Source organism: Promicromonospora sp. NPDC057488, from assembly GCF_042802395.1.
Lineage (GTDB): Bacteria > Actinomycetota > Actinomycetes > Actinomycetales > Cellulomonadaceae > Promicromonospora.
This window is the reverse complement of sequence record NZ_JBHVEG010000021.1, coordinates 1-17,631: the sequence shown is the minus strand read 5'-3', so window position 1 is coordinate 17,631 and position 17,631 is coordinate 1. Positions and strand designations below refer to the sequence as shown.

Sequence of the window (17,631 nt, the reverse complement as noted above, 5' to 3'; positions counted from 1 at the left end):
GGTCAGGCGCTCGGGAGGTCTGGGAGCCCGAGCGCCTGACCGGTCTCAGAGGGCGGCCGTCAGCGCCTCGTCGAGGGCCTGGACGCCGGCCTCGAGCGCTTCGGTGGTGACGGTCAGGGCGGGACGGAACCGCACCGACCGCTCGCCGCAGCCCAGCAGCAGCACGCTGCGCTCGGTGAGCGCGGCCAGCACGCGGTCACGGACCTCGCGCGACGGCAGGGTCAGCGCGCACATCAGGCCGCTGCCGCGCACGTCGGTCACGCCCTCGTGCCGCGCGGCCAGCTCGCCCAGGGCGTCCTGGAGCTGCTTGCCCATGGTCCGGGCCCGGTCGACCAGGCCCTCCTCCTCGTAGGTCTCCAGGATCCGGCGGGAGCGCACCATGTCGGTGAGGTTGCCGCCCCAGGTGGAGTTGATGCGCGAGGAGACGGCGAACGCGTTGTCCGGGACCTCGTCCACGCGGCCGCCGGCCATGATGCCGCAGACCTGCGTCTTCTTGCCGAACGCGACGACGTCGGGGGCCACGCCGAGCTGCTGGTAGGCCCAGGCGGTCCCGGTGATCCCGGCGCCGGTCTGCACCTCGTCCATGACGAACAGCGCGTCGAACTCCCGGCACAGCGCCTGCATGCCCTGCAGGAACGACGGACGGAAGTGGTGGTCGCCGCCCTCGCCCTGGATGGGCTCCATGATGAAGGCCGCGATGTCGTGCGGGTTCGCCTCGAACGCCGCACGGGCGGCCCCGAGCGCCGCGGCCTCGGCGGCGTCCATGTCCTTGCCCTCGGCGATGTACGGCGAGGGGATGCGCGGCCAGTCGAACTTCGGGAACCGCGCGACCTTGCCCGGCTCGGTGTTCGTGAGCGACATCGTGTACCCGGAGCGGCCGTGGAACGCGTGCTCCAGGTGCATCACCTTGGTGCCGAGCTCCGGGGACCGGCCGTTCGCCTCGTTCTGGCGGGACTTCCAGTCGAACGCCACCTTGAGCGCGTTCTCGACGGCGAGCGCGCCGCCGTCGATGAAGAACAGGTGCGGCAGGGCGGGGTCGCCGAGCACCCGCGCGAACGTGTCGGCGAAGCGCGCCATCTCGACCGTGTAGATGTCGGAGTTGGACGGCTTGTTGATCGCGGCGGTGGCGAGCTCCTCCCGGAAGGCCGGGTCGTCGGCCAGCGCGGGATGGTTCATGCCGAGCGGCGAGGAGGCGAAGAAGGTGAACAGGTCCAGCCACTCCCGGCCGTCCCGCGCGTCGACGAGCGTGGAGCCGTGCGACCGGGTGAGGTCGAGGACCAGGTCGAACCCGTCGACCAGGAGGTGCTCGCGAAGGGTGGGGAGCACAGCGGTGGGCTCAAGGTGTGTCGTCATGCTGGAAAGGTAGGCAATGATCCTGCCAACTTTCAATGATTCTGGAAAAGTTCCTGCTATGGCCGAGGGGCCCGACGGCGGGTCGCGACCAGCTCGGCGGTGCCCAGTGCCAGCGTGGACCCCAGCATGACCAGCAGCGCCGCCGTCCAGCCGCCCGACGCCGCGTGCACCGCGCCGATCACCGCGGGCGCGGACGCCGCCACCGCGTACCCGAACGCCTGCACGGCCGCGACCGTCCGCCGGGTCTGCGCGACGGTGCGGCACTGCTGCGCCACCAGGGTGAAGATCACCACGAAGTTGCCGCCCTGGGCGATGCCCGCGAGGCTCACCCACACCAGCCACCACTGCGGGGCGAGCAGCAGGCCCACGGGCAGGGACACCCAGAGCAGACCCATCACCACGGCTGCGCCGCGCATCGGCACGCGGGCCGCCAGCGCGAGCGGCACGAGCACGCTGCCCGCGATCGCGAGGCCCTGGAACGGCGCGGCCGCGTTGCCCGCCGTGGTCACCGACACGCCCAGCAGGTCGCGCAGCAGCTCCGGGAGCCACCCCGTGACCGCGAAGTAGGAGAAGGACTGGCCCGCGAACGCGATGGTCAGCACCCACGTGATCGGACGCCGCAGCACGCCGCCCCAGGTCTCCCCCGGCAGCTCCACCAGGGGCGGCGCGGGGGTCCCGGTGGGCCCGTCGACCAGCGACCCGGCGGGGGTCTCGCCCGGCGCGGCGCCGTCGTCCGCCCCGCCCCGGCGGGGCCGCCGGGTCCGGGGGCGGGCCTGCGGGTCCGGCAGGCGACGTGTGGTGAGCAGCCACACGACGAGCGCGACCATCGCGACGACCGCCCACGAGGCGACGGCGCCCCGCCAGCCGAGCAGTGCCGCGAAGGGCGCGGTCAGCGACGTCGCGAAGACCGACCCGAGGTTCATCACCGAGGAGTACAGGCCGGTGGCCAGCGCCGTCCGCGCCGGGAAGTCCCGCGCGATGATCACCGGGACCACCACGTTGCCCACCGTGATGGCCGCGCCCAGCACCACGGTGCCCGTGAAGGCCGCGACCACACCCGCCGTGCCCGAGCCCGCCGACCGGATCAGCGTCCCCGCGATCACCCCGACCAGGGCGACCGTCACCGCCGCGTACGGGCCGACCCGGGCGATCAGGGTCGACGCCGCCGGCGCCACCACGCTGAAGCAGAGCGCCGGGATGCCCACGAGGAGGCCCGCGAGGGTCTGGTCCAGGCCCAGCCCGGCGGCGACGTCGCCCATGACGGGCGGCAGCGAGGTGATGGGGGTGCGCAGGTTCAGGGCGAAGACGAGTACCGCGACGAGCAGCGCGGAGCCGCCGGCCGCAGTGCGGATGTTGCTCATGATGCATTCATTGTGCGTGACGGCGTCGGTTGGTTGCGCGGGGCGTCCATCACATCGCCACAGGGTGTGCTGCTTGTCATCCCGGTTCCGCCAGGAGGTATTACGGCATCACCGCTAGATTGGGCGACCGGTCACGACTGGAACAACTGAGGTGTGGAATGAACCAGCGACAGGTCCTCCCCGCGGTGGGAGCACTCGTCGGCGTACTCCTGACGTCGGGCTGCGGTTTCGATCTGGGCAAGATCGACTACACCGAGCCGGAGTTCGTGGGCTCCTACGTGGGCGACGGCGCCGCGACCGTCGTCGCCCTCGGCGAGGACCGGACGTTCACCGCCGTAGGAGTTCCGGACGAGCTGCTCGGCGACGTGGTGGGCGACGCCCCCGCCGAGATCGAGGGCACCTGGAAGTACAACTCGAAGAGCTCCGCGGACCATGTCGAGCTGACGGTCACCGACGCCGACGGCATGCCGGCCGAGCTCGGCGAGCTGCCGCTGTACGTCGCCGACGCCGACGACCTGTTCTTCCTGCCCGACCAGGTCGGCCGCGAGAAGGTCATGGTGAAGCGGGACCGCTGAGCCGTCCTACTCGTCGAACTGTGCGGTGACCGCGCGCAAGAGCGCCGCGAGCTGTGGGCGTTCCGCGGGGGACAGGGCGGTCAGCACCTTGGCCTCGATGTCGAGCAGGTCGCTCATCGCGGCGTCGACCCGCGCCAGGCCCTCGTCGGTGAGCTCGACGAGCACGCCGCGCCGGTCGTCCGGGGACCGGTGCCGCTTGACGAACCCGCGCGACTCCAGCCGGTCGATCCGGTTGGTCATGGTGCCGCTGGTCACCAGGGTCTGCGTCACGAGCGTGCCGGGCGACAGGCGGAAGGGCTCGCCGGCGCGGCGCAGGGCCGAGAGCACGTCGAACTCCCACGTCTCCAGGCTGTGCCGGGCGAACGCGGTGCGGCGCGCGAGATCGAGGTGCCGCGCCAGCCGGGACACCCGGCTGAACACCGTCAGTGGTTCGAGGTCGAGGTCGGGGCGCACGTGGTGCCACGCGGCGACGATGCGGTCGACCTCGTCGCCGTGACCTGAGTGCTCCATGGCGAGAGGCTACCGGATGTCTCGATATCAAGAATCTCGACAGGATGCACGGGGTGAAGCACGTGGTCGGCGGCGGCGTGGCGACCGTAGGCTCAGTCATCGTGGGAACAGACATCCATGTGCACGAGGTATACGCCGGTCGAGTGCTGCAGGGTGCCGGGGCGCGGACCCTCGTGCCCGACGAGATCGAACGGCTCGGGGCGCGGCGGGTCCTGGTGGTGGCCGCGCCGTCGTCCGCCGAGACGGCGCAGGACGTGGCCACGAGCCTGGGGGATCGGTACGCCGCGACCTTCGGCCGCCCCGTCCAGCACACGCCCGTCAAGGTGACCGCGCAGGCGCTGGCCCTGGCCCGCGAGGTGCGCGCCGACGCGCTCGTCGCGATCGGCGGCGGGTCGGCGATCGGGCTCGCCAAGGCGCTCGCCGTGCGGACCGGCATGCCGCAGGTCGCCGTGCCCACCACGTACGCCGGCTCCGAGGCGACCCCCGTGCTCGGCGAGACCGAGGACGGCGTCAAGACCACGCGGCGCGACCCGGCGCTCGCGCCCGGCACCGTCGTGTACGACCCCGAGCTCACGCTGTCCATGCCCCACGGGCTCACCCTGACCTCCGCGCTCAACGCGTTGGCCCACGCCGTCGAGGCCCTGTGGGACGCCGAGGCGAGCGCGGCCACCCGCGCGTTCGGCGTCGAGGCGGCGGACGGCATCCTTTCCGCGCTCCCCGCGGTGCTCGACCACCTGGGCGACGTCGACGCGCGGGCCCGGCTGCAGGAGGCGGCCTGGCTCGCGGGCGCCTGCCTGGCGCAGGCGCGGATGGGGCTGCACCACCAGCTCGCGCACGTGCTCGGCGGCACCTACGGGCTGCCGCACGCGGAGCTGCACGCCCTGCTGCTGGCGCACGTGATGCGGTTCGACCTGCCCGCCGCCCCCGATCCGGCCGCCCGCCTCGCGCGGGTGGCGGACGGCGACCCGGCCGGCGCGGTCGCGGCGCTCGCCGCCCGCCACGACGGCCCGACGACGCTGGGCGCGCTCGGCCTGCCCCGCACCGCGCTGCGCGAGGTGGCCGAGCGGGTGGCGGCCGCCCCCTACCCGAACCCGCGCCCGGTCGTCGCGGACGAGGTCGAGGAGCTGCTGCTCGCCGCCTGGTGACCCTGGTGAGCGCGCCCGAGGGGCCTGCCCGGTGGGCTCAGGCGCCCTTGCGGCACAGCAGGTGCGCCTGCGGGAAGCCGCGCACCGGGTCCTCGCCCGGCGCGACCACCAGGCGGGCGACCTCTGTCACGCCCGCCCCCGCGAGCAGGCCGAGCACATGGTCGGGCGAGTACCGCCAGGCGGGCGACACCTTGTGGTCGAAGGCCTCGGCGGTCCCGTCCGCGGCGTCCAGCGCCTGGAACGCGATCAGCAGGTGACCGCCGGGCGCCAGCACGCGGCACAGCTCGGCGAGCGTCGCCGGGAGCGCGTCGGGCGGCGTGTGGATGACCGAGTAGTTCGCCAGCACCCCGGCCAGGCTCGCCGTCGGCATTTTGAGCGCGCCCATGTCGCCGACGTCGAACCGCACTCCTGGGTGCGCGGCCCGGGCGATCGCCACCAGCTCCGGCGAGAGGTCGACGCCGAACGCGTCGACGCCGCGCTCCCGCAGGTAGCCGGTCACGTGCCCGGGCCCGCAGCCGACGTCGGCCACCTGGCCGCCGCCCGCCTGGCCGCCGCCCGACTGCCGAACGAGGTCGGCGAAGGCCTGGACCATGACGTGGTTCAGGGGCTGGCCGGCGAACGCCTCGCCGATGAAGGCCGTGTAGGCCTGGGCCTTGTCGTCGTAGTCGGCACGGACGGTCGCGAGCTGCTCGGAGGACGTCACGCGCCGCAGCCTAGATCGTCCCCGGTGCTTGCCGGGCGCGCGGACGGCAGTATCATTGGCGGTGCGAGGGGCACTAGCCCCGAGAAGTGAGCCCGGGAGCCTACCCTTCAGGTGGGTGGCCCGGGCTTCGCGCTGTCAGGACACCTCGTGCACCTGGGTGACCATGGGCCGCACGCGGTCGCGCCAGGAGCCGGCTCGCTGCCAGGCCCAGGCGACCGCGTCCGCGGCCCAGAGCAACGGCTCCTCGTGACGGTGCAGATGGTCGTAGCGGGTCTCGCTCTTGTGCAGCTCCTCGTACAACCAGCGGCGGTCCTTGCTGACGACGCTCTCGTCAAGATCTAGGACGACCACACCGGCTTCCGTCGCGACGCAGCACTGTGCGACCTTGCGGACGCACACCTCCCGTTGCTGCGGTCCACGCCGCCCGGTGGCCTGGACGACCACAGCCGTGACGTCGTGCGCGACCAGGACGTCCAGGACGGCATGGCGGAGCTCGTCCCGCGCTCCGTTGAAGTGAACGCTGCGCCGGCCACGTGGCCGGAGCTGACGAAGTGCACGGCGAAGGGACTGCAGGTGCCTGGCGTGGACGAAGGCGGCCGCCATGAGGTACCCCCGCGACTTCGACTCGTCGACGAAGACATGGGCGCGGCGCGGCACCTGATCCGGTGTCTGGTGCTCGGTCTTCTGGCGGTGGGCGTCGGTCGGCCGCACGGGCTTCCTGTCGTCGTGGATGCACGAAGGCGAGCCCCGGACTCTCGGAGCTCGCCTTCTCGTGCATGAACTCTATGCCACTGGGTGTGCGCCTGCCCGCTGAGCCCTGGGGCGGCCTGGCGTCGTCCCTGGCAACTGACTCTCGCTCAGAAATATGTCCACTTCATGGCGGACCATGGTTCAGTTTCACCCCTAATATCACAGGGTGAAACCGGGCGCTCATTAAACGTGAATATCCATTTCCCGTTGCAGAGTCCGTGTCGTGTGCTTAATGTATGGAACGCGAACACTGTTCCGCTCGCAGGTGATCATCCTGCGATTCCCGTTTTCCGGAAGGAAAAGCACCATGTCTGTTGTTGACATCGTCTCGACCCTGCTCGACTCCCTCGGCATCACCCTGGCGCAGATCCGCATCCTGCTGGGTCTCTGAGCAGGGAGAACGAGGGCGCGGTGTTTTAAACCCGCGCTTGCAACATCCCCAGCTAAAGCGAATGCCCTCTGCGCAGGAAGCGCAGAGGGCATTCGTTCTTTTGCGTCCGCGCACACATTGTTGCGCGGGCGCAAACTGACTTGACTGCTTCGGGCATTTCAGGGTTGTCCGGCAATTCGCTGGTGCTGCTGACGGTCCGTCAGTTATTCGGCGGTTCCGCCTCAGCGGCCCAGCTTTGTCAGCGCGGGCTTCTTCTCCATGTTGTGCAGCCCGTTCCACGCCAGGTTCACCAGGTGTGCCGCCACCTCTGATTTCTTGGGGCTGCGGGCGTCCAGCCAGTACTGGCCGGTGAGGGCGATCATGCCGACCAGCATCTGCGCGTAGAGGGGCGCGGCCTTGGTCTCCAGCCCGTTGGCGCGGAACTGCGGCTCCAGGATCGCCTCCACCTGGGTGGCCACGTCACCGATCAGGCTCGAGAACGTGCCGGTCGCCTGGGCGACGGGGGAGTCGCGCACGAGGATGCGGAACCCGTCCTCGGACGACTCGATGTAGTCCAGGAGGGCCAGCGCCGTCCGCTCCAGGAGCACCTTGGGGTGCCCGCCGGAGCCCAGGGCTCCGGACAGGGCGTGCGTGAGTGCCTGCACCTCGCGGTCCACGACGACGGCGTAGATGCCCTCCTTGCCGCCGAAGTGCTCGTAGACGACGGGCTTGGAGACCTCCGCGCGGGACGCGATCTCCTCCACGCTGGTGCCCTCGAAGCCCTTCTGGGCGAACAGGCCGCGGCTGACCGTGAGCAGCTGCTCACGCCGCTGGCTGGCCGTCATGCGAGGTCTATGGGTACGTCGGTTTTCGGCGGCCATGGGGTTCATTGTGCCCGAGCGGGCGTTCCGGGCGTTGCCTGGCGGCCCGTGTGCGCGCGTGTGCCCGCGGATGTGCGTGGATGTGGCTGACGACTCCACCCGTCCGGCATGGGGCATACCCCGGGACCTGGCAGACTGTTCACGGACGTGCGACGGTGGCACACGCCTGCTTCGGGTCACGACGGAGCCTCCCGCGCGCCCGGTCCGCCTTGGTGTAATCGGCAGCACAGAGGTTTTTGGTGCCTTTAGTCCAGGTTCGAATCCTGGGGGCGGAGCCATCCGGATCTGACGAACCCACCGATCGGAGCACTCGTGACCGAGACACCTCAGCCGGCAGCAGTGATCGTCCTCGCCGCCGGCCAGGGCACCCGCATGAAGTCAGCGTTGCCGAAGATCCTGCACCCGCTCGGCGGCAAGCCGATGGTGGGGCACGCGCTGACCGCCGCCCGGGAGCTCCAGCCCGGTCGCGTCGCGGTGGTGGTCCGGCACGAGCGTGACCTGGTCGCCGAGGAGGTCGGGCAGCTCGATCCCGAGGCGATCCTCGTGGACCAGGACGAGATCCCCGGCACGGGCCGCGCCGTGCAGTGCGCCCTGGCGGCGCTCGACTCCAAGGCGCAGGCCGCCGCGGCCGCCGCCGGCCTGGCCGACGGCGAGGTCGTGGGCGAGGGCATCGAGGGCTCCGTCGTCGTGGTCGCGGGCGACGTCCCGCTGCTCGACGGCGCCACGCTCGGCCAGCTGCTGGCGGCGCACCACGCCGACGGCAACGCCGTCACGGTCCTGACCACCGAGGTGGACGACGCGACGGGCTACGGCCGCATCGTCCGCGAGAAGGACACCGGCGACGTGCTCGAGATCGTCGAGCACAAGGACGCGAGCGCGGACCAGCTCGCCATCCGGGAGATCAACTCGTCGGTCTACGTGTTCGACGCCGACACGCTGCGCCGCGGCCTGGCCGGCCTGGACAGCAAGAACGCGCAGGGCGAGGTCTACCTGACCGACGTCGTCGCGTTCGCCCGCTCGCAGGGCCTGCACGTGCGTGCCCTGCTCGCCGACGACCCGATGCTGGTCGAGGGTGTCAACGACCGCGTCGCCCTGTCGGTCCTGGCCCGCGAGATGAACCGCCGCATCGTCGAGGAGTGGCAGCGCGCGGGCGTGACCGTGCAGGACCCGGCGACCACGTGGATCGACGTCGACGTCGAGCTCGCCCCGGACGTCACGCTCCTGCCCAACACGCAGCTCAAGGGCGCCACCGTGGTGGCCACGGGCGCCACGATCGGCCCGGACACCACGCTCACCGACGTCGAGGTCGGGGCCGGCGCCACCGTGGTCCGCACGCACGGCTCGCTCGCCGTGATCGGCGAGGGCGCCTCCGTCGGCCCGTTCGCCTACCTGCGCCCGGGCACGAGCCTGGGCCGCAAGGGCAAGATCGGCACGTTCGTCGAGACCAAGAACGCCGAGATCGGCGAGGGCAGCAAGGTGCCGCACCTCTCCTACGTCGGCGACGCCTCGATCGGCGAGCACACCAACATCGGCGCCGCGTCGGTGACCGTCAACTACGACGGCGTGCACAAGCACCGCACGGTGATCGGCTCCCACGCGCGCACGGGTGCGGACAACATGTTCGTGGCCCCCGTCACGGTGGGCGACGGCGCGTACACCGCCGCCGGCTCCGTGATCCGCCGGGACGTGCCCGCGGGCGCGCTCGGCGTCACCGCCGGGCAGCAGCGCAACATCGAGGGCTGGGTCGGCCGCCGCCGGCCCGGCACGGCCGCGGCGGACGCCGCCGCCAGCGCCCTCGGCGCCGAGTCCGGTCTGGGTGACCAGGCGCAGCGCCAGCTCGCCCAGCAGAACGCAGTCGGGGCCCCCGTGGCCCCGCAGGCCGCGGCCACCCAGGCCGAACCGGCCGACCAGGCCCCCGCACCTGGGGCCGACAAGGAAGGAAAGTCCCACTGATGTCCAACTCCACTCCCGGACCCAACCGCCACCCGCTCGTCCTGGCCGCGGGCCGAGCACACCCCGAACTGGCGAAGAACGTCGCCAAGGAGCTGGGCATCGACCTGCTGGGCGTGTCCGCGTACGACTTCGCCAACAGCGAGACCTACGTCCGCTTCAGCGACTCCGTGCGCGGCATGGACCTGTTCCTCCTGCAGTCGCACACGATGCCGGTCAACCAGTGGATCATGGAGCAGCTGCTCATGGTCGACGCCGCCAAGCGCGCCTCGGCGCACTCCGTCACCGTGGTGGCGCCGTTCTTCGGCTACGCCCGGCAGGACAAGAAGAGCCGCGGCCGCGAGCCGATCTCGGCCCGCCTCATCGCGGACCTGTTCAAGACGGCGGGCGCGGACCGCCTGATGAGCGTGGACCTGCACACCGCGCAGATCCAGGGCTTCTTCGACGGGCCCGTGGACCACCTGTGGGCCATGCCGATCCTGGTCGACTACGTGCGCACCCGGGTGGACGTCGACAACGTGACCGTCGTGTCGCCGGACGCCGGCCGGATCCGCGTCGCCGAGATCTGGGCGTCCAAGCTGGGCGGCGGCCCGCTGGCGTTCGTGCACAAGACGCGCGACGTCACGCGGCCCAACCAGTCCGTGGCCAACCGCGTCGTCGGCGACGTCCAGGGCAAGGACTGCGTGCTGGTGGACGACCTGATCGACACCGGCGGCACCATCGCCGAGGCCGTCAAGGTCATCATGGCCGCGGGCGCCAAGTCGGTCACCGTCGCGGCCACGCACGGTGTACTGTCCGGTCCGGCCAAGCAGCGGCTCACGGAGTGCGGCGCGCGCGAGGTGGTCGTCACCGACACCCTGCCGATCGAGGAGGACCGCCGGTTCGACACGCTCAAGGTGCTCTCCATCGCGCCGCTGCTGGCCTCGGCGATCAACGAGGTCCACTCCGACGGGTCCGTGACCTCGCTGTTCGACGGCAACTCCTGATCCGCAGCGCCGGGCGGGGCACTTGACTCAGGCGCGGTCAACGGGAGACCGTGTCTTGACATCTATGGGGGAGGGTCAGTGACCGTCACCGTCGTGGTCCCGACGTTCAACGAGGGACCGAACGTCCGGGCGCTCACCGAGCGGCTGTGCGCCGCCTTCGGAGTGCTGCCCGACGGCGGTCGCGCCTCCGGCGTCGTGCAGGGACCCGAGGGCGGGCCCGCCCCCGTGGGGGCGCCCGCCCTGGCGGAGATCCTCTTCGTCGACGACTCGACGGACGACACCCCCGACCGGATCCGCGAGGTCGCGGCCACCGCGCCCGTCCCGGTGCGGCTGCTGCACCGGGAGACGCCGCAGGGCGGGCTGAGCGGCGCCGTGGTGGCGGGCCTGCGCACCGTCACCACCGAGTGGGCGGTCGTGATGGACGGCGACCTTCAGCACCCGCCAGAGCTGGTGCCCGCGCTGGTCACGCGTGGCCGCGAGTCGGGGCTCGACCTCGTGGTCGCCTCCCGCTACACGGGCGACGGCGACGCCGGCGGCCTGGACGGCTGGTGGCGGCACGGCGTCTCGATCGGGTCGGCGCTGCTGGCGCGGTCCATGTTCCCGGTGCGGCTGCGCAACGTCACCGACCCGCTCACCGGCTTCTTCGCGGCCCGGGTGGACGCCCTGGACCTCGACGCCCTGCACCCGCGCGGCTTCAAGATCCTGCTGGAGCTGCTCGCGCGCAACACCCTGGCCGTGGGCGAGGAGCCGTTCGTGTTCGGCGAGCGGTACGCCGGGCACTCCAAGGCGACCTTCAAGACCGGCCTGCGCTACCTGGAGCAGCTCGCCGCGCTGCGGTTCGGGCGGATGTCGCGGTTCGCGATCATCGGCGGCTTCGGCGCCGTGCTCAACGTGCTCATCCTGTGGCTGCTCACCGCGCTGAGCGTGCACTACGTGCAGGCCGCGGTGATCTCCGCCGTCGTGACGATCCTGATCAACTTCCTGCTGCAGGAGCGGTTCGTGTTCCGCGACCTGCGCAACGAGGGCCGCGGCGTCTGGACGCGGTTCGCGCACTCGTTCGCGTTCAACGGCACCGAGGCGGCGATCCGCCTGCCCGTGCTGTGGTGGCTGGTCGAGCACACCGGCATGTGGCCAGTCCTGGTGCAGGCCGTGACCCTGGTCGTCGCGTTCCTGCTGCGCTTCGTGTTCCACGTCCAGGTCGTCTACAAGCCCCGGCGCACGCAGCCGGCGATCGGCGTCACACCGCCTCTCGGTGCGGATCGCGCCGACGAGCGGGTACAGTAGTCAGGTTGCCTCGGCGAGGGACGTCTGACGGCCGCGGCGGGACCTGATCCCGCAAGCACTCGGCCGGCGTCCGTGATCGACTGGGCGGCCGTCGGCGGCCCCGGGCGGAGTACCCCTCCAGCACCTCGCCCCGCGTGCCCGCTCCGCGCCCGTCACGTGTCCCGCGCCGACGCAGCCGCCATCTTCGAGTTGCACACATATCTTCCAGGAGTGAGTTCCCATGGCCGAGATCAAGCTCGCCGCTGAGCCCCGCACCGAGTTCGGCAAGGGTGCGGCCCGCCGCATCCGCCGCGACAACAAGATTCCCGCCGTCCTGTACGGGCACGGCACCGACCCGGTGCACGTGACCCTGCCGGGCCACGAGTCGATGCTGGCGCTGCGCCAGGCCAACGTGCTGTTCTCGATCGAGCTCGACGGCAAGGGCCAGCTGGCCGTCGCCAAGGACATCCAGCGCGACCCGGTCCGTAACGTCATCGAGCACATCGACCTGCAGGTCGTGCGCGCCGGCGAGAAGATCACCGTCGACATCACCGTGAACATCGTGGGCGAGTCGGCCCCGGGCACCATCCACCTGGTCGAGGAGCAGACCCTCTCCGTCGAGGCCGAGGCCACGCACCTGCCCGAGTCGGTCGAGGTCTCCATCGAGGGCCTCGAGACCGGCGCGCAGGTCCACGCGAGCGAGGTCACCCTCCCGGCCGGCTCCACGCTGCTCACCGACCCGAACGCGGTCGTCGTGCTCATCACCGAGCCGCGCGGCGAGGCCAGCCCGGACGAGGCCGAGGAGTCGGCGGAGTCCGCCGGTTCGGCCGCCGAGGCGTCCACGGAGGGCTGAGCCCCTCCGGCGTCCCAGAACGTCCCGGCCTGAGCCGGACGTACCGGGCCGAGGTGGAACTTCCTGGCGCGCGCACGAGAAGATCGTGCGCGGCGCGGGTTCCACCTCGGCCCGACCTGTATCCGCCGCGGGGCGGGCGGCCCCGCCGTCGTGACCACCGTGACCGCTGTCGTGGAAGGAACGTGACATGAGCGACCGGCCCTGGCTCGTCGTCGGGCTCGGCAACCCCGGTCCCAAGTACGCCGGCAACCGGCACAACGTGGGGCAGATGGTGCTGGACCTGCTGGCCGAGCGTGCCGGCGCGCGCTTCTCGAAGCACGCGCGGGCCCAGGCCGTCGTGGCGGAGACCCGGCTCGGGGTGCTGCCCGGCGGGGCCCCCGGCCCCCGGGTCATCCTGGCCAAGCCGGCCACGTACATGAACACGTCCGGCGGCCCCGTCAGCGCGCTCGCCAAGTACTACGACGTGCCCGCCGACCAGGTGGTCATGGTGCACGACGAGGTGGACATCCCCTTCGACACCATCAAGCTCAAGGTCGGTGGCGGCGAGGGCGGCCACAACGGGCTGCGCGACACCACGAAGGCGCTCGGCACCAAGGACTACCACCGGGTCCGCGTCGGGGTTGGCCGCCCGCCCGGCCGCATGGACACCGCGGACTACGTGCTGCGCGACTTCAGCGGGACCGAGAAGAAGGACCTGCCGATCCTCGTCGACGACGCCGCCGACGCCGTCGAGATGCTGCTCACGCAGGGTCTGCTGGCGGCCCAGGGCAAGTTCCACGTCGCCAAGGCCTGAGCCCGGGGCGGGGCCGGAGCGGGGCCGGGACCGGGCCCGTCGAGGGCGCCTGACAGCGCTGTTCGAAACCGGGTGAACCGGGGGTGATCTCCCCGTTCTGGCGCGACATCCTGGGCATCGCCGCTCCTAGGGTTGCGATGTGGGCAGCACCTTCGCAATTTCGTCACACCGGACCCGCCGGGCCCGCCGTTCCCTGGCGGCCTTCGTGGTCGCCGTCCTCGCGGGCTCGTCAGCGCTGCTGGCGTCGGTCCCCGCGGCGAACGCGGCCGACCCGTGCGCACCCGGTAGCAAGCCGGTCGTCTGCGAGAACTCGAAGCCCGGCACATCTCCCGAGGTCTGGGACATCGACAGGTCGGGCGACGCCAGCATCCAGGGCTTCGCGACCGAGATGAGCGTCGACACGGGCAGCCGCGTCTCGTTCAAGATCGACACCGACGCCCGGGCGTACACGATCGACATCTACCGCACCGGCTGGTACCAGGGCCTCGGCGCCCGCAAGATCGCGTCGGTCTCGCCGAGCGCCACACTGCCGCAGCGGCAGCCGGAGTGCGCCTGGGACGAGACGACCGAGCTGGTCGACTGCGGGAGCTGGGGCGTCTCGGCGGGCTGGGACGTGCCGTCCACCGCCGTGTCCGGGGTGTACATCGCCCTGCTGACCCGGACGGACACCGGCGGGCAGAGCCACATCACGTTCGTCGTGCGCGACGACGGCTCCACGTCCGACATCGTCTTCCAGACGTCGGACACCACGTGGCAGGCCTACAACACGTACGGCGGGTCGAGCTTCTACACGGGCGGCGCCAACGGCCGCGCCTACAAGCTCAGCTACAACCGCCCCTTCGCCACCCGCGGGCTGGAGAAGGGCCGCGACTTCTACTTCAGCTCCGAGTACGCGATGGTCCGGTTCCTGGAGCAGAACGGCTACGACGTCACCTACATCGCCGGGGTGGACACCGACCGCGACGGCGGCCGGCTGCTGGACCACAAGGCGTTCCTGTCCGTGGGGCACGACGAGTACTGGTCCGGGCCGCAGCGCGCCGCCGTGGAGCGCGCCCGCGACGCGGGCGTGCACCTCGGGTTCTTCGCCGGCAACGACATGTACTGGCGCACGCGCTGGGAGCCGTCCGCCGTCGGGCAGCCGTCCGACCACCGCACCCTGGTGTCGTACAAGGAGACCTGGGGCCGGGACAAGATCGACCCCTCCAGCGAGTGGACCGGTACCTGGCGCGACCCCCGGTACGCGAGCTCGGCGGCCGGCGCGGGGCGCCCCGAGAACGGCGTCATCGGCACCCTCTACACGACCAACTACTCCGACCTGCCGCTCACGGTCACGTCCGACGACGGCAAGCTGCGGATCTGGCGGGGCACGACGCTCGGCTCGCTGCCGGCGGGGACCTCGCAGGCCCTGGCGCAGCACACCGTCGGGTACGAGTCGAACGAGGACCTGGACAACGGCTTCAGACCCGCGGGCCTGATCCGCATGTCGACCACGGTCGGCAACGTGCCCGAGTACCTGCAGGACTTCGGCAACACGGTCGCGCCCGGCGTCACCAAGCACACGATCACGATGTACCGGGCGGGCAGCGGCGCGCTGGTGTTCTCCGCCGGCACCGTGCAGTGGGCCTGGGGCCTGGACCAGACGCACGACGGCGACGGCGCCCCCGCGGACTCCCGGATGCGCCAGGCGACCGTCAACCTGTTCGCCGACATGGGCGTGCAGCCGAACACCCTGGCGTCCGGCATCACCGCGGCGACCAAGACGACGGACACGACGGGGCCGACCACCCAGATCACGAGCCCGGCCGCGGGGCAGTCCTACCGCGGCGGGGCGAGCGTCACGGTCAAGGGCACGGCCACGGACGCCTCCGGCCGTGTGGCCGGCGTCGAGGTCTCGCTCGACGGCGGCAAGACCTGGCACCCCGCCGAGGGCCGCGCGAGCTGGCAGTACACCGGCCAGGTCTTCGGCTCGGGGGCGGTCCAGCTCCGCGCCCGCGCGATCGACGACTCCGCGAACATCGGGGCCGTGGCGACGGTGGGCTCCACCGTGACGTGCCCGTGCACCGTGTTCGGCACCACCACGCCACCGAACGGGCCGGCCGACGACTCGTCGGCGGTCGAGCTCGGCATGCGGTTCGTCCCGTCCTCCGACGGCTACGTCAGCGGCGTCCGGTTCCACAAGACGTCCGGGAACACGGGCACCCACACCGGGTACCTGTGGAGCGCGTCCGGCCAGCAGCTCGCCAGCGTCCGGTTCTCGGGCGAGACGGCGACCGGCTGGCAGGAGGCATCGTTCACCAGCCCGGTGCCCGTCGTCTCGGGGCAGTCGTACGTGGTGTCCTACACCGCGCCCAACGGCGGCTACACCTCCACGCCATGGGCCTTCCAGACCCTGGGGCGCGAGGCCGGGCCGCTCACCGTGCCGGGCGGGTTCACCGCCGACCCCTCGGGCCTGTACGGGTCGCCCGGCACCGTACCGACGCAGAACTGGGACAACGCCGCCTACTGGGTGGACCCGGTCTACACGATCAACGACAGCTCGCCGCTGGTCGCCTCCGCGCGCACCCCGGTCCCCGGTGAGGTGAGCGTGCGCCTGGACAGCCCGGTGCGCATCACGTTCTCGAAGGCCGTCGTGGCGTCGTCGGTCGGCATCACGCTGACGGACGAGGCCGGGCAGACGGCCCCCGGCACGGTGGCCTACGACGCGAACACCCGCACGGCCACTTTCACGCCCTCCTCGGCGCTGGCCGGGTTCGTCACCTACCGGGTGGCGGCCACCGCCCGGACCGCCGACGGCACCACGCTGTCCGACGGCGGGACGTGGAGCTTCCGCACCCTGCGGCCGCCGTCCGCGGTGTGCCCGTGCGGCCTGTTCGACGAGACGACGGTGCCGGGCACGGCGGCCGCCGCGGACACCGCCGGCGTCGTCCTGGGCACGCGTTTCTCGCCCCGGGTGACCGGCAAGGTGGTCGGGCTCCAGTTCTGGAAGTCGACCCAGATGACCGGCCCGTTCGTGGCCTCCCTGTGGGGTCCGTCCGGGCAGGTGGTCGCGACCGCGACCGTCTCCGACCCGGTGGCACAGGGCTGGCAGGACGTCACGTTCTCCACGCCGGCCGACGTGACCGCCGGCCAGGAGTACACGGTGGGCTACCGCGCGCCGTCGGGCCGCTACCCGGTGACGCTCGGGGCGCTCGGCGCCGCGAAGACGGTCGGCGACCTGACCACGCCGCAGAACGCGGGCGTGTACACCTACGGCACGGGGCGACCCACGACGCAGACGTCCACGTCCTACAGCGTCGACGTGCAGTTCGAGCCGGCCGCCACGACGCCCGCCGTCGTGTCGCGGACGCCGTCCGGCGGCGCGGTCGACGTGGCGACGGGCACCAAGGTCTCGGTCACCACGTCGCAGCCGCTGGCCACCTCGGGCACGACGCTGACGCTGGCCGGACCCGGCAACCAGGCGGTCTCCGGCAGCCTCGCGGTCTCCGGCACCACGGCGACCCTGACGCCGGGCAGCGCCCTGACGCCGGGCACGGCCTACACGGCGTCGTTCACCGGCCGGACCACGGGCGGGCAGACGATCGCGGCGAGCTCGTGGTCGTTCACCACCAAGGCGGCCGACGGCCAGTGCCCGTGCACGATCTTCGGCTCGGACGTGCCGCCGGAGGCCTCGGCCGACGACGGCGCGGCGGTGGAGCTCGGCACCCGGTTCTCCGCGAACCGCGCCGGGTACGTCACCGCCGTCCGCTTCTACCGGGGGCCGGCGAACACGGGCACGCAGACGGTGTCGGTGTGGTCGTCCGCCGGTACCCGGCTGGCGACCGCCCAGGCGCCGTCGGGCGGGAGCGACGGCTGGCAGACGGTCACGCTGCCGCAGCGCGTGGCGGTCACCGCGGGCACGACGTTCACCGTGTCGTACCTGGCGCCGAACGGCGGCTACGCGGCGGGGTCGGGGTACTTCTCCCAGGCGCGCACCGTGGGCCCGCTGACGGCGCCGGCGAACGCCGGCACCTACCTCTACGGCGGCGGGTACCCCCAGTTCACCTGGCAGAGCACCGGGTACTGGGTGGACCCCGTGTTCACGGACCAGTGAGGGCCGGTCCGGCCGACTGACGAGAGGGGGCGCCGCCCGGCCGGGCGG

The 17,631-nt window shown here is 72.0% G+C and carries 15 protein-coding genes and 1 tRNA gene; 10 read left to right on the top strand and 6 right to left on the bottom strand.

Annotated elements, in window-relative coordinates:
* Nucleotides 1-45 precede the first annotated feature (45 nt).
* Both lat and ACFU5G_RS06645 read right to left on the bottom strand, forming a co-directional pair.
* A complete protein-coding gene (lat, locus tag ACFU5G_RS06650) occupies nucleotides 46-1,353 on the bottom strand; it encodes an L-lysine 6-transaminase (RefSeq protein WP_377242009.1) in 1,308 nt (435 codons plus the stop codon).
* 56 nt (nucleotides 1,354-1,409) lie between these two features.
* Nucleotides 1,410-2,714: a CynX/NimT family MFS transporter gene (locus ACFU5G_RS06645; protein ID WP_377242007.1), complete on the bottom strand. Its 1,305-nt coding sequence runs from the start codon at nucleotides 2,712-2,714 to the stop codon at nucleotides 1,410-1,412.
* Nucleotides 2,715-2,872: 158 nt separating this feature from the next.
* On the opposite strand from ACFU5G_RS06645, the gene ACFU5G_RS06640 reads away from it, so the two are divergent.
* A complete protein-coding gene (locus tag ACFU5G_RS06640; RefSeq protein ID WP_377242005.1) occupies nucleotides 2,873-3,289 on the top strand; it encodes a hypothetical protein in 417 nt (138 codons plus the stop codon).
* Between the two features lie 6 nt (nucleotides 3,290-3,295).
* Here ACFU5G_RS06640 and ACFU5G_RS06635 read toward each other — a convergent pair whose 3' ends face one another.
* Nucleotides 3,296-3,799 carry a MarR family winged helix-turn-helix transcriptional regulator gene (locus ACFU5G_RS06635; protein ID WP_377242003.1) on the bottom strand — a complete coding sequence of 168 codons (504 nt, stop codon included), beginning with the start codon at nucleotides 3,797-3,799 and terminating at the stop codon, nucleotides 3,296-3,298.
* A gap of 101 nt (nucleotides 3,800-3,900) precedes the next feature.
* Between ACFU5G_RS06635 and ACFU5G_RS06630 the strand changes: the two genes are divergently transcribed.
* Nucleotides 3,901-4,944, top strand: coding sequence for a maleylacetate reductase (locus ACFU5G_RS06630; RefSeq protein ID WP_377242001.1), 1,044 nt, complete (start codon nucleotides 3,901-3,903; stop codon nucleotides 4,942-4,944).
* 37 nt (nucleotides 4,945-4,981) lie between these two features.
* On the opposite strand, the gene ACFU5G_RS06625 is transcribed toward ACFU5G_RS06630, so the two are convergent.
* Both ACFU5G_RS06625 and ACFU5G_RS06620 read right to left on the bottom strand, forming a co-directional pair.
* The gene (locus ACFU5G_RS06625; protein WP_377241999.1) at nucleotides 4,982-5,647 is read right to left on the bottom strand and encodes a class I SAM-dependent DNA methyltransferase; all 666 of its coding nucleotides are present in this window, start codon (nucleotides 5,645-5,647) and stop codon (nucleotides 4,982-4,984) included.
* Between the two features lie 135 nt (nucleotides 5,648-5,782).
* Nucleotides 5,783-6,358: a DUF3800 domain-containing protein gene (locus ACFU5G_RS06620; RefSeq protein WP_377241997.1), complete on the bottom strand. Its 576-nt coding sequence runs from the start codon at nucleotides 6,356-6,358 to the stop codon at nucleotides 5,783-5,785.
* 304 nt (nucleotides 6,359-6,662) lie between these two features.
* Between ACFU5G_RS06620 and ACFU5G_RS06615 the strand changes: the two genes are divergently transcribed.
* On the top strand, nucleotides 6,663-6,788 hold the full coding sequence (locus ACFU5G_RS06615; protein WP_269637221.1) for a hypothetical protein: 126 nt from the start codon (nucleotides 6,663-6,665) through the stop codon (nucleotides 6,786-6,788).
* A 221-nt stretch (nucleotides 6,789-7,009) separates the two neighbouring features.
* Here ACFU5G_RS06615 and ACFU5G_RS06610 read toward each other — a convergent pair whose 3' ends face one another.
* The gene (locus tag ACFU5G_RS06610) at nucleotides 7,010-7,612 is read right to left on the bottom strand and encodes a TetR/AcrR family transcriptional regulator (RefSeq protein WP_377241995.1); all 603 of its coding nucleotides are present in this window, start codon (nucleotides 7,610-7,612) and stop codon (nucleotides 7,010-7,012) included.
* A 239-nt stretch (nucleotides 7,613-7,851) separates the two neighbouring features.
* Here ACFU5G_RS06610 and ACFU5G_RS06605 point away from each other — a divergent pair.
* The 7 genes from ACFU5G_RS06605 to ACFU5G_RS06575 all read left to right on the top strand — a co-directional run bounded on the left by ACFU5G_RS06605 (nucleotide 7,852) and on the right by ACFU5G_RS06575 (nucleotide 17,583).
* Nucleotides 7,852-7,926, top strand: a tRNA-Gln gene (locus ACFU5G_RS06605).
* A 94-nt stretch (nucleotides 7,927-8,020) separates the two neighbouring features.
* The gene (gene glmU / locus ACFU5G_RS06600; protein WP_377242087.1) at nucleotides 8,021-9,601 is read left to right on the top strand and encodes a bifunctional UDP-N-acetylglucosamine diphosphorylase/glucosamine-1-phosphate N-acetyltransferase GlmU; all 1,581 of its coding nucleotides are present in this window, start codon (nucleotides 8,021-8,023) and stop codon (nucleotides 9,599-9,601) included.
* Nucleotides 9,601-10,584, top strand: a complete 984-nt coding sequence (locus ACFU5G_RS06595) for a ribose-phosphate diphosphokinase (RefSeq protein ID WP_377241993.1) — start codon at nucleotides 9,601-9,603, stop codon at nucleotides 10,582-10,584. Before glmU ends, ACFU5G_RS06595 begins: the two co-directional genes overlap by 1 nt.
* A gap of 78 nt (nucleotides 10,585-10,662) precedes the next feature.
* Nucleotides 10,663-11,868 carry a glycosyltransferase gene (locus tag ACFU5G_RS06590; RefSeq protein WP_377241990.1) on the top strand — a complete coding sequence of 402 codons (1,206 nt, stop codon included), beginning with the start codon at nucleotides 10,663-10,665 and terminating at the stop codon, nucleotides 11,866-11,868.
* Nucleotides 11,869-12,088: 220 nt separating this feature from the next.
* Nucleotides 12,089-12,700, top strand: coding sequence for a 50S ribosomal protein L25/general stress protein Ctc (locus ACFU5G_RS06585; protein ID WP_377241988.1), 612 nt, complete (start codon nucleotides 12,089-12,091; stop codon nucleotides 12,698-12,700).
* Nucleotides 12,701-12,887: 187 nt separating this feature from the next.
* Nucleotides 12,888-13,493: an aminoacyl-tRNA hydrolase gene (gene pth / locus ACFU5G_RS06580; RefSeq protein WP_377241986.1), complete on the top strand. Its 606-nt coding sequence runs from the start codon at nucleotides 12,888-12,890 to the stop codon at nucleotides 13,491-13,493.
* A 139-nt stretch (nucleotides 13,494-13,632) separates the two neighbouring features.
* Nucleotides 13,633-17,583 carry a DUF4082 domain-containing protein gene (locus ACFU5G_RS06575; protein ID WP_377241984.1) on the top strand — a complete coding sequence of 1,317 codons (3,951 nt, stop codon included), beginning with the start codon at nucleotides 13,633-13,635 and terminating at the stop codon, nucleotides 17,581-17,583.
* Nucleotides 17,584-17,631 lie beyond the last annotated feature (48 nt).

What these genes read in the sequence shown, in the direction of transcription:
- lat (WP_377242009.1), bottom strand. Translation starts at nt 1,353, where the DNA reads ATGACGACACACCTTGAGCCCACCGCTGTGCTCCCCACCCTTCGCGAG.
- ACFU5G_RS06645 (WP_377242007.1), bottom strand. Translation starts at nt 2,714, where the DNA reads ATGAGCAACATCCGCACTGCGGCCGGCGGCTCCGCGCTGCTCGTCGCG.
- ACFU5G_RS06640 (WP_377242005.1), top strand. Translation starts at nt 2,873, where the DNA reads ATGAACCAGCGACAGGTCCTCCCCGCGGTGGGAGCACTCGTCGGCGTA.
- ACFU5G_RS06635 (WP_377242003.1), bottom strand. Translation starts at nt 3,799, where the DNA reads ATGGAGCACTCAGGTCACGGCGACGAGGTCGACCGCATCGTCGCCGCG.
- ACFU5G_RS06610 (WP_377241995.1), bottom strand. Translation starts at nt 7,612, where the DNA reads ATGACGGCCAGCCAGCGGCGTGAGCAGCTGCTCACGGTCAGCCGCGGC.
- glmU (WP_377242087.1), top strand. Translation starts at nt 8,021, where the DNA reads ATGAAGTCAGCGTTGCCGAAGATCCTGCACCCGCTCGGCGGCAAGCCG.
- ACFU5G_RS06595 (WP_377241993.1), top strand. Translation starts at nt 9,601, where the DNA reads ATGTCCAACTCCACTCCCGGACCCAACCGCCACCCGCTCGTCCTGGCC.
- ACFU5G_RS06585 (WP_377241988.1), top strand. Translation starts at nt 12,089, where the DNA reads ATGGCCGAGATCAAGCTCGCCGCTGAGCCCCGCACCGAGTTCGGCAAG.
- pth (WP_377241986.1), top strand. Translation starts at nt 12,888, where the DNA reads ATGAGCGACCGGCCCTGGCTCGTCGTCGGGCTCGGCAACCCCGGTCCC.